The 11,938-nt window shown below is 42.6% G+C and carries 8 protein-coding genes; 2 read left to right on the plus strand and 6 right to left on the minus strand.

What is annotated here, in order from left to right; translation table 11 throughout:
• Positions 1 to 245: 245 nt before the first annotated feature.
• Both nlpD and rpoS read left to right on the plus strand, forming a co-directional pair.
• A complete protein-coding gene (nlpD, locus tag ACU696_RS06900) occupies positions 246 to 1,316 on the plus strand; it encodes a murein hydrolase activator NlpD (RefSeq protein ID WP_109912008.1) in 1,071 nt (356 codons plus the stop codon).
• 54 nt (positions 1,317 to 1,370) lie between these two features.
• On the plus strand, positions 1,371 to 2,357 hold the full coding sequence (gene rpoS, locus ACU696_RS06905; protein ID WP_102140104.1) for an RNA polymerase sigma factor RpoS: 987 nt from the start codon (positions 1,371 to 1,373) through the stop codon (positions 2,355 to 2,357).
• 79 nt (positions 2,358 to 2,436) lie between these two features.
• On the opposite strand, the gene miaE is transcribed toward rpoS, so the two are convergent.
• The 6 genes from miaE to ACU696_RS06935 form a co-directional block, all read right to left on the minus strand.
• Positions 2,437 to 3,201, minus strand: a complete 765-nt coding sequence (miaE, locus tag ACU696_RS06910) for a tRNA isopentenyl-2-thiomethyl-A-37 hydroxylase MiaE (RefSeq protein WP_117162675.1) — start codon at positions 3,199 to 3,201, stop codon at positions 2,437 to 2,439.
• 1 nt (position 3,202) lies between these two features.
• Positions 3,203 to 5,770 (minus strand): DNA mismatch repair protein MutS, encoded by a 2,568-nt coding sequence (gene mutS, locus ACU696_RS06915; RefSeq protein WP_447343052.1) that lies wholly within the window; start codon positions 5,768 to 5,770, stop codon positions 3,203 to 3,205.
• 426 nt (positions 5,771 to 6,196) lie between these two features.
• The gene (locus ACU696_RS06920; protein ID WP_198634966.1) at positions 6,197 to 7,495 is read right to left on the minus strand and encodes a c-type cytochrome; all 1,299 of its coding nucleotides are present in this window, start codon (positions 7,493 to 7,495) and stop codon (positions 6,197 to 6,199) included.
• The gene (locus ACU696_RS06925; RefSeq protein WP_196719921.1) at positions 7,488 to 9,764 is read right to left on the minus strand and encodes a xanthine dehydrogenase family protein molybdopterin-binding subunit; all 2,277 of its coding nucleotides are present in this window, start codon (positions 9,762 to 9,764) and stop codon (positions 7,488 to 7,490) included. The genes ACU696_RS06920 and ACU696_RS06925 overlap by 8 nt, the downstream gene beginning before the upstream one ends.
• On the minus strand, positions 9,761 to 10,234 hold the full coding sequence (locus ACU696_RS06930; protein ID WP_109912014.1) for a (2Fe-2S)-binding protein: 474 nt from the start codon (positions 10,232 to 10,234) through the stop codon (positions 9,761 to 9,763). The genes ACU696_RS06925 and ACU696_RS06930 overlap by 4 nt, the downstream gene beginning before the upstream one ends.
• A 381-nt stretch (positions 10,235 to 10,615) precedes the next feature.
• On the minus strand, positions 10,616 to 11,935 hold the full coding sequence (locus ACU696_RS06935) for a cytochrome c (protein ID WP_231136630.1): 1,320 nt from the start codon (positions 11,933 to 11,935) through the stop codon (positions 10,616 to 10,618).
• Between the last annotated feature and the right edge of the window lie 3 nt (positions 11,936 to 11,938).

The raw sequence follows: 11,938 nt of genomic DNA on the forward strand, positions 1-11,938 counted from the left end.
CATTGCAAAGGTTTCATTAACTCAAATAGCAGTAAAACCATTCCAAATATGATACTTTACCCAACTGAATTTGAGAGAATAGCTTAAAGCGTTAGGTCATACTCTCAATTTATTATATTTTTAATATATTTAACTTGTTCACTATTTTGTATTTCTGCTTTAATAAGTGAAATATTTTATGATAACTCTATTGCTGACATTGTTTTGAATTGTCACGTCAGATTTTTCTTCACGGGAGAAGAAGCATGAAAATTGTTAGCCCTATAAGCAGAATTCGATGGGCCGTCATCTTTTCATTTAGCGGAGCGCTATTGGCTGGTTGTTCTACACCGTATCATACAGCAGCACCTATTTCGAGTGTGAATGATAGTCAGTCTCGCCAGCAAACGGTGCAAAGGACGACACCGGCCTCGTCACCAAATACGGGTATGAGCACGGCAATGCCGTCGTCTCGTCCTAATATATCGAATAATTCAAATACACAACCTGTAAGTCGTAGCTCAGCACCGGTAACAACCAATGGTGAAGGGCGGATTGTCTATAACCGCGACTATGGCAGTATTCCAAAAGGTAGCTATAGTGGCAATAGTTATACGGTTCAGCGTGGTGACACGTTATTCTATATTGCATACTTAACAGGTAATGATTTCCGTGAGTTAGCATCGCGAAACAATATTCCAGAACCATACAGCCTCAATGTAGGACAGGTTATTAATATTGGTAACACAAATGTGAACTCGAGCACTCAATTAGCCGCAAATTCATCAAATAGTCATCAGCAAGCGGTTGATCTTCGAACAACTAATGAGTATCCTGCAAATAGTGGTGGTCAAACCTCAGGTAAAATGTTGCCTAATAATAAGAAACCTGCAACGCAAGTTTCAACGACAACAACAACCTCGACAACAACCGCTTCTACCGCAGTCAGTAGCACGAATAATTCGTCAATAAAATGGCGTTGGCCAGCTGATGGGAAAATGATTGAAGGTTTCTCTGACGCTCAAGGCGGGAACAAAGGGGTAGACATAGCCGGTTCTCGTGGTCAAGCTGTGCTCGCTGCTGCGCCAGGAAAAGTCGTTTACGCAGGTAATGCTTTGCGTGGATACGGAAATCTAATAATTATAAAACATAACGATGACTACCTAAGTGCTTATGCCCACAATGACACATTGCTTGTGCGTGATCAGCAGGACGTCACTGCAGGTCAAAAAATAGCTACTATGGGTAGTACTGGAACCAGTTCAGTTAGATTACACTTTGAAATTCGTTACAAGGGAAAATCAGTAAACCCGTTGCGCTATTTGCCGCAACGATAAACTGGGCAGAGTGCTTTGACATTCTGTCCGCATTATCTAGGGTAGGAGTCACTGATGAGCCAAAGTTCGCTGAAAGTTAACGAGTTATATAATGACCTCGATGAAAGTAATTTAAATGACACTTTTGACGAGAGTCAGTTTAAAGAAGAGGATCTGGTTACTGAGCTAGATGACGAAATGGATTTACTCCAGAACACAAATCAGCGTGTTCTGGATGCCACTCAAATTTATCTTAGTGAAATTGGGTTCTCACCACTCCTTACAGCAGAAGAAGAAGTTTTCTATGCAAGACGTGCATTGCGTGGTGATATTGCATCACGACAGCGTATGATAGAAAGCAACCTCCGTCTCGTTGTAAAAATATCACGTCGTTATAATAATCGAGGTCTTGCATTACTCGATTTGATTGAAGAAGGGAACCTTGGGTTGATTCGCGCAGTTGAAAAGTTTGATCCTGAAAAAGGGTTTCGCTTCTCAACGTATGCAACGTGGTGGATCCGTCAAACGATCGAACGCGCTATCATGAACCAAACTCGAACTATTCGCCTTCCTATTCATATCGTTAAAGAACTCAATATTTACCTTCGTACTGCACGTGAATTAGCCCAAAAGTTGGACCATGAGCCAAGCCCTGAAGAGATCGCTGAGCAGCTAGATAAACCTGTTGAAGATGTCAGTAGGATGTTACGTTTAAATGAACGTATCACATCTGTTGATACACCAATTGCAGGGGACTCAGAGAAATCTTTGCTTGAGGTATTGTCTGATGATAATGATTCAGGTCCAGAAAATACAATTCAAGATAATGACTTAAAAGATAATATTGTTAAGTGGTTATATGAATTGAACCCAAAACAGAGGGAGGTTTTAGCACGACGTTTTGGGCTTTTAGGCTATGAAGCTGAAACTCTGGAAGAAGTTGGCCGTGAAATTGGGTTAACAAGAGAACGTGTTCGCCAGATCCAAGTTGAAGGTTTAAAGCGATTAAAGGATATTTTACATGGTGAAGAGTTGACCCTAGAGTCGCTATTTAATATGTAAGGTGTTAATTAGATAGCTAAAGGCTCCTATAAGCTAAGGTTTATAGGGGCCTTTTATTTATAAGTAATAAAGAATGAACTTAGTTAATGGGGAGTCCACTATGAAATTTAAAATCATCATCAGGTGTCGAAATTAATTCTGCTTCAATAGTACCAAAATAATTAACTCGCTCAGTAATATCTTGTTTGCTAATTAATTGCGCTAAGTGTAAATAATCTTGATAGTGGCGAGCTTCTGAGCGTAATAACGAAATATAAAAATTTGCCAGCTGTTCATCAAGAAATGGGGCTAGTTTAGCAAAGCGCTCACAAGAACGCGCTTCGATATAAGCACCAATAATTAGTTTATCAACTAAGGTTTTTGGATCGTGAGGGTCGATATGGCTCAACAACCCTTTAGCATAACGGCCTGCAGTGATACCATCATATGGAATATTACGTTCATGCATAATCTCTAAAACTTGGTAAAAATGATGAAGCTCTTCTTTGATCAGCAAGACCATTTTATCAATTAAATCTTGGCTATAAGGTGATTGTTTTTTTGCCAATATTTGTTTAGAAACCTGATTTTTGTTTCTTAATGTATGGATGTCACCAACCCTGTCATAAGCAAATGATTCATAAGGTTTAAACCATTCAAGTAGCACTGCAGCACTTTCTTTATCGACAGCATACTTGCGAATTAAAAACATCGCACTTTGCGCGGCTTTTAATTCACATAACAGATGATCTTTTAAAATAATGGGCAAGTTCTCAGGCAAACTGGCTTTTTCTACCCACAAATCAGGCGTTTCACATTGCAAAAACTGCCTGATTGGTGCGAGTAATTGTGTATACTCATCCATCTTAGTTATCCATATCTTTTAACCGATAAATCCAATCTAGAGCTTGGCGGGGGGTGAGCTTATCTGGGTCAATCCCTTCCAATGCGCTGAGTACGGGTGAGGGTTCAGCATCTTCTGTGGTTAAAAAACTAAGCTGGGCGCTATCTACATGACTTGCATTGGCATTGTTTGAGATAACTTCGAGTTCTTTAAGCTTTTGTTTTGCCCGTTTAATCACATCTTTTGGTACACCCGCAAGAGAAGCGACAGCAAGGCCATAGCTTTTGCTGGCGGCGCCATCTTGAACATTATGCATAAAGGCAATGGTATCACCGTGCTCAATAGCATCTAGGTGAATATTGACCGCACCTTCGAGTTTTTCAGGTAGTGTTGTTAATTCAAAATAATGCGTTGCAAATAACGTCATTGCCTTGATTTTATTAACTAAGTTTTCGGCGCAAGCCCAAGCAAGGGAAAGACCATCATAGGTTGAAGTACCGCGACCAATTTCATCCATCAGTACTAAGCTATGTTCTGTTGCATTATGAAGAATATTCGCGGTTTCTGTCATTTCGACCATGAAGGTTGAACGGCCAGATGCAAGGTCGTCAGAGGCACCGACGCGGGTAAAAATACGGTCGATTGGGCCTATCACCGCTTTGCTTGCAGGGACAAAACTACCGATGTACGCTAACAGGGTAATCAATGCTGTTTGGCGCATATAGGTACTTTTACCGCCCATATTTGGACCTGTGATGATCAATAAACGACGTTGTGGCGATAGTGATAACGGATTGGAGATAAACGGCTCACTGAGTACTTGTTCAACCACAGGGTGGCGACCTTCAGTAATTTGGATACCTGGTTTTTCAGTGAGTTGTGGACAAGCATAACCTAGAGTTTGTGCTCTTTCAGCTAGGTTGGCTAGGACATCTAACTCAGCGAGAGCTTCGGCACTGGTTTGCAGCGCAGCAAGATGAGGTAATAGTATGTCAAATAACTCATCATACAGTGCTTTTTCAATGGCTAACGCTTTTCCTTTTGATGTCAATACCTTATCTTCATACTCTTTGAGTTCAGGAATGATATAGCGTTCCGCATTTTTTAACGTTTGGCGACGGACGTAATGGATAGGTGTTAAATGGCTTTGGCCTCGGCTAACTTGAATATAGTAGCCATGAACAGCGTTATAACCAACTTTTAGGGTATCGATCCCCAATTTTTCTCTTTCGCGTATTTCGAGCCTATCGAGGTAGTCAGTTGCTCCATCAGCAAGGGCGCGCCATTCATCAAGCTCACTATTATAACCTGGGGCGATAACACCGCCATCACGTACCAACACGGGTGGTGCATCAATAATGGCTTTTTCAAGTAAGTCTTGTAGCTCATCAAACTGGCCAATACGATTTTGAAGGGCTTGTAAATACGAACTACTCGATTGGCTCAGTATTTGATGAATATCTTGGTATTGCTGGAATGCGTAACGCATACGGGTTAAGTCACGTGGGCGAGCGGAACGCAGCGCTAAGCGCGCTAATACCCGTTCTAAATCGCCGATTTGACGTAAAAATGGTTGTAATTCAAAGCCGCATTCTTGCAGTGCACTGATAGCTTGTTGGCGGTTATTTAATATTTGAATGTTACGTAATGGGGTATGTAACCAACGTTTTAGCATACGGCTACCCATCGGAGTCACACACCTATCTAAAATGGCGGCGAGTGTGTTTTCTGTGCCACCTGCAAGGTTTTGGGTGATCTCTAAATTGCGACGAGTTGCTGCATCTAAAATGACATTATCATTTTGTTTTTCCATCACAATGCTGCGAATATGGGGCAGTGACGTGCGTTGTGTGTCTTTCACATATTGTAATAAGCAACCCGCAGCTCTGAGCGCTTTATGGGCATCTTCAACCCCAAAGCCGATTAAATCTTTCGTACCAAACTGTAAACCGAGCTGTTGTTTTGCCGTATCAAGCTCATATTCCCACAATGGGCGGCGGCGCAAGCCTTTATTGTGTTCAATTAATGCCATACTGGCGAAGTCTTCTGGATACAGAAGTTCAGCCGGGCGGGTGCGTTGCAGCTCAGCTTGCAGTGCTTCTTCATCGGCGATTTCACTAATAATAAAACGCCCTGAGGTGATATCTAACGTTGCGAAACCAAAGCCTTGTTGGTCTTGCCATACTGCGGCTAACAGGTTGTCTTGCCTTTCATTTAATAGCGCTTCATCGGTGATAGTTCCCGGGGTGACAATACGTACTACTTGGCGCTCAACCGGCCCTTTGCTGGTGGCTGGGTCGCCAATTTGCTCACAAATGGCGACGGATTCCCCCATTTGTACTAATTTGGCTAAGTAACCCTCGGCAGCATGGTGGGGAACACCGGCCATAGGGATCAGTTGCCCTGCAGATTGCCCCCGCTTAGTGAGGGAAATATCCAATAATTGAGAGGCTTTTTTAGCGTCATCAAAAAACAGTTCGTAGAAGTCACCCATGCGATAAAACAGCAGTATGTCTGAATGTTGTGCTTTTAGTTTTAGATACTGCTGCATCATTGGTGTATGGGATTCGAAACTTTGCTTATCAGTCATAGTATTGTCTGTTTTAACGTATTGAGTTAACTAAATTCTGTGAGTGTATTTGACGATTATTTTCAGAGACTAAAATACCACAAATCGCAACAAATGAGAGTAGGCAAACGTGTTAGCCATGCAATTCTCTATAGTATGACGTGATTATCACAGGGACAATGCGTGTTTGGTCATTAATAGTCTGAAATATTGTTAAGTAGAGTGTATGTTTTTTCCTCATCTAGAAAATAGGTTCACGATAACCACTAAATAATAATTGGTAGATATCTGCTTAGTTTGAGAGTTATTTAGGCATTACAGAAAATAATAAGTCGTGCTTTTAGTTATTTCTTTTTTGAGATGGAATATCTCATTTTCTTGAGTAGATATAAATAGCGTAAATAACAGTCATAGATATGACCGCTATTTACGCTAAAGATGAACGGATTATTTAGCTGCTGTTTCCGCGCGTAGCTGGCTAACTTGTTGTTCCAAATCAGGCCATGGTGACTTGTCAGTAAACGTTGTTCTTAGATAATTTAAGAGTACTGCTATTTGCTGATCACTTAAATTATGACGAAAAGCAGGCATGCTGCCGAGCCCTTCTGTTGCCTCATACTCAATTCCATTTAATACAACGCGAATGGCATTATCTGGGGTATCTGCATAAAGATTCGTATTTAAGGCTAAAGCGGGTCGTACACCTGACATTTGCGCACCTTTCGTTTGGGCATGGCATGCCATACAGGCCCCTGAATACAACCTTGCCCCTTCAGAAGAGAGAGGTTCAATTTTATCTTCTGTTTGCTGTACGATTGTTACGGCTTGCGATGTGACCTGCGGATGCTCAACTTCAGAAGTCAAATAAGTTGCAATAGCTTGTCTATCTTCTTCGGTTAGTTGAGAGGTTCCTTCTCTGATGACTGGTGCCATTGGGCCTGCTGCGACGCCGTGGTTAGCCGAGAATCCCGTACGCAAAAACTCCGCCATATCCTGATGGCTCCAAGCAACAGGTGAGGCTTGGTCACCTCGCAGCGCTGGTGCACTCCATCCTTCAGCATCTCCACCCATCAAGTGGCTATCTCCGCCTTTTTCACCAAATAATATATCACGAGGGGAGTGGCAAGCGCTGCAATGGCCGAGCCCTTCGGTAAGGTATGCACCTCGGTTCCATTCATCAGTTTGTGAACTGTTTGGTTTTATTGGCCCTGCGGTTAAATACAGCTGATTCCATGCCCAAATTCCTTGGCGAATATTAAAGGGAAAGTTTAACGATGTCTTTGGTGGTTGATAACGAACGGGTTTTTGGCTCATTAACCATGCATAGAGGTCATATAAATCATCATCGGAAGTATGAGTAAAAGCCGTGTAAGGGAACGCAGGGTATAAATAATTCCCCTCACGATCAACACCATAACGCATAGCCCGTTCAAACGCTTCATATGACCAGCTGCCAATGCCTGTTTCTATATCAGGTGTTATATTTGTGGTGTAAATCGTGCCGAAGGGGATCTCCATCGCAAAGCCCCCGGTATTTGTTTCACCGCCAGGCCGCGTATGGCAAACGGCACAATCGCCTAGTGCCGCTAATTTTTCACCACGGGCAATTTGAGCGTCAGTAAAACTTTGTGTCGAATTAGTGTGTAATGGCTCAATGGCAGATTGCCAACTCAGCGCGAGTCCCCCCACCGCAACAATAACGATAGCAAGCGCACTGTAGCCAAATATTTTTTTTGCCTTACTCATGAGCCACTCCTTGGTTCTTGGCTGCCATACCTACTGCTCGCAGAATACGTTCAGGGGTAAATGGAACTTCTCGCATACGCACACCTAATGCATCAAATAGCGCATTTGCTACCGCGGCAGCGCTTGGTACTGATGCAGATTCGCCCGCTCCCATAGGGGGTTCATTGGGATATTCCATTAATTGAATATCAATTTCGGGTAACTCATCGAAACGTAGAATAGGGTATCCGCCCCATTCAAGGGAGGTTGTGCCTGATTTATCAAAGGTGGCAAACTCTTTTAATACCCGGCTACAGGATTGAATAATGTTTCCATGGACTTGGTGTTTAACGCCATCTGGGTTAACCATTTGGCCACAATCATGGGCGACATAGACTTTTTTGATAAGCACTTGTCCTGTTCGGCGATTAACAGTTAAGTCGCAGACCCAAGCTGCCCATGCAGCACCAAAACCCGGAAATTTACTGTGGAAATAACGCGCCCAGGCAAACCCTCGACCACTCACAATTTCTTCGGTGACAGGGGATGGTTTTTGATGCATCGGCCCATCAACCCAATTCGCCTGTTTTTTCACGGCACTAATTAAAGCGATAGCTCGAGGATCATCTAAATATTTTAAGCGGTATGCTATAGGATCTTGCTGTGCTAAATAAGCAACTTCATCAATCCAAGATTCATGAGCAAATACATTTGGAAGTGCTGAAACTCCGCGCATCCATGATGCCCTAACAACAGGCGCGGTATCTTTAGCGATAACGCGCATATGTGGGTATCGATATTGAGGGATAGCCGTGCGGTCTCCCATCTGTTGAATATCCGGTTTATTTTCTTTTTTCCCAGTTAAAATCAACGATAAAGTAGCGGCGTTATTTGATGGATAACGAGTACTGAGTTCGTAAGCGCTGACATCATTATTTTGATCAATTCCCCCTCGAATTTTAATCAATTGGCCGGTGCCTTTTGGCTCCCAACCCGCTTCTTGTTCTCGCATTAATTGCACTCGCACAGGTCGTCCTGTCGCTTGAGACAGTAAAACGGCATCGGCTGCCACGTCATCAGCACAGTTACGACCATAGCACCCTGATGCTTCCATGCGATGAATGTGTATTTGATATAGGTCTCTATCGAGTTGTAGTGCTAAATCTTTTCGCAGGTCATGAGGGTTTTGTGTGCCTGACCAGACATCGACTTTATCGTCGCGGACATCTGCGATAGCGCAAGATGGCCCAATTGATGCGTGTAAATGGTATGGCCAAACATAGTCTGCATTCACAGTTTTATGTAAATTGGCTAAGGCGCTGTCAACACCGTCATCATCTCGTAATACTCTATCTTGACTGGGTAATGCATCAAGGGTGTCATGAAGCTTATCGAGGGTTAAATCGGGTAATCCTTGCCATTCTTTCCATTGAATTTTTAACTGACGCATAGCGTCTATCGCTTGTTCTTCACGTTCGGCAACGACACCAACAAAGTCATTAATGCGTACAATTTTTACAATGCCTTTTAGGTGAGCAATAGAACTTTCATCAATCGAAAGCAAACTATTTCCAAGCGGTGCGCTACTGTCTGCACCTGAATAAGGAGGACGAATAACTCTTCCATGTAACATATCAGGTACTCGCATATCATGTACCCAAGTCAACTCACCCGTTACTTTTGCACGAATATCTACGCGTTGAATCGGCTTTCCGACATAAATAGCTTCAGAAGCGAGTCTTAAAGTTACGTTTTCATCTAATTCAAAATGGAGATCTTGTCCTTTTGCCAATTGCGCATAACTCAAACGGCGTTCAGGTTGGGCGGTGACAAAAACATATCCATGCTGTGCTCGAACGGCTTCCATTGGCACATTTAACGCTTTGGCAGCAAGAGATGTTAGCTGCATGCGAACTTGAGCAGCAGCATGGCGTAAGGGGATAGACGTGACCTGAATGGTCGCACTGGCGATAGTCGGCCCTTGATCCGGTGTACTTTGTGGATCCCCAAGTATCATTGTTACTGATTCAAAAGAGACACCAATTTCATCAGCGACAATTTGTGCAAGTGAGGTACGAATTCCTGTACCTAAATCCACGTGACCATTAAATGCAGTCACCGAACCATCAGCGGCAAGAGCAATAAAACTATCGACATAATTAAGAGGAATAGCCGCATTTTTGTTTGGTATCTTTTCTGCTGCAAATGAAATGGAAGGCAACATGTTACTGACAACGATGAGCCCACCAGCTTGCAGCAAACGGCGTCGAGTGATATCTAAAATGCTCATGCTTTACCACCTTGTGCGATGATCATTTTAGCTTTTTTAGCTGCTTTTAATATTTCTACATGGGTTCCACAACGGCATAAATTAAAAGCGAGTTCTTTTTTTATCTCTTCTTCACTTGCATTAGGGGTACGTTTAAACAGAGCAACCAATGTCATTATCATGCCATTCGTACAATAACCACATTGTGCTGCTTGCTCATCAATAAATCCTTGTTGCACAGGATGGAGTGTCTCGCTATCACTAATGCCTTCAAGCGTGGTAATTTTTCTATTTTCTACTGTTGATACCGGTGTTGAACACGAGCGAACGACTTTGCCATCGATAAGTACACTACAAGCGCCACATTCGCCTAAACCGCAGCCATATTTAGGGCTATTGAGTTTTAAATCATTACGTAATACGTAAAGAAGTGGTGTTGATGGAGAAATATTGCTTAGTTCAATCCATCTTCCATTGATATTTAGTTGCATATATTTTCCTTTCACATTGCTAATCACAATAAATGATAATCTAATGTTATTATTTGTATATTAACTATAACATAGGTTATTAATTTGAATTGTGACTGTATGTGCTAAGGGAAATTTTTGTTAGGTATTTAGTAAGTACTTATTAATGAAGGTTAATATTGGAAAATACTAATGGATTGCGTGAATGTTTGAGTCAGGCGAAGTGAGAGGAAACCCAGTTTATATATTGGTTTTCTTTTAATAGAAATAAGCGAATATCTTTAATTTGAAATTCTTATTTAATGTGGGGTGCGTTGATATATTTCACTTGAATGTATCAATGAAAATAATAATGTCGCTTCCCTTCAATAAATAAGTTATTTGAAGAGAAGCGACGAATGATTACTGCGCCGCTTTTTTCAGTTTCTCAACTTGTTCGGCGGTGACGGGTTTACCTTGTCCCCCCCATTCGGCGCGCGCCCATGATATTAAATCTGCCATTTCTTGTGGCGTTAAATCATCAGCAAAACTTGGCATCGCATACATACGTTGCCCATTTGGGAAAGTGGTGGTTGGAATACCCGTTAACACTACACTGATAAAGGTTTCAGGGCTGTCCATTGCTAAGATGGCGTTACCTTTTAACGCTGGAATGCCATTAGGTACACCTTCTCCGGTGATCCCGTGGCAGCCTGCGCAGGTAGACATATACATTAAGCGGCCAGTTTCCATGATTTGACTGACATCACCCACTTCTGATGAGTTTGCCTCTGGCAATGGAGCAGGGGAAGCTTTGGCGCCAAGTATTTTTCCTTGTTTATCCGTCATTAAATAAATCGCCATGTCATCGACATCGCTTTTTTTCATCTGACTAGTCGAAAAATGAGTCACTGTGCTCATATCTGCAAATGCAGAGCCTTGCGGGGCATTACCTGTAAGTAAAAACTGGCTCAAGGAGGCGGTATCGTATCCATGTTTGGAAAGCGCTTCGGCCGTGATATCAGGGATCGCTAAGCCGGCTTCTTCCCCCCCTTGAAGTGACCGTGAAAACTCGACACCCATCATTAAGTTACGTGGTGAGTGACAAGCGCCGCAGTGCGCTAGACCTTCAACAATATAAGCACCTCGGTTCCACTCGGCAGAACGTTGTGGGTCATGAGGCGCATTTTGTTTAGGGAAATTGAGCAAAGTCCAGAAGTTCATAAATGGGCGAACGGGTAGGACAAATACACCTGTATTTTCTTTGTTTGGCACATTGATTGGCGGAAGTGACATCACATAAGCATACAGGGCATCAATATCATCCGATGTCGTCATATGGGTAAATACAAACGGCATGGCAGGGTAGAGATTACCTCTTTCTTTGCCAATTCCGTCTTTCAAAGCACGATGGAAATCAGCACGGGTATAGTTACCGATACCAAATTGCTTATCAGGCGTTATATTTGTGGAGTAAATGGTGCCGAAAGGGGTTCCGATAGCGCGCCCGCCCGCAGCCAATGGCCCTTCAGGTAATGAGTGGCAACCAAAGCAATCTCCAGCGGTGGCCAATTCTTGCCCTCTTGGCAGTAATTTGGCGACTTCTTCTGAAGTCAGTGGTTTATCTAAATTAGGGCCGATACTGGAAGTACGAAAAGCACCAAATAGGATCGCAAGCATTAATACGATAAATAATAAGATAATAATATAAATGCTTTTACGTAGAGAGCTGGATTTAGCCATGAT

The organism is Providencia sp. PROV_01 (genome assembly GCF_053098325.1).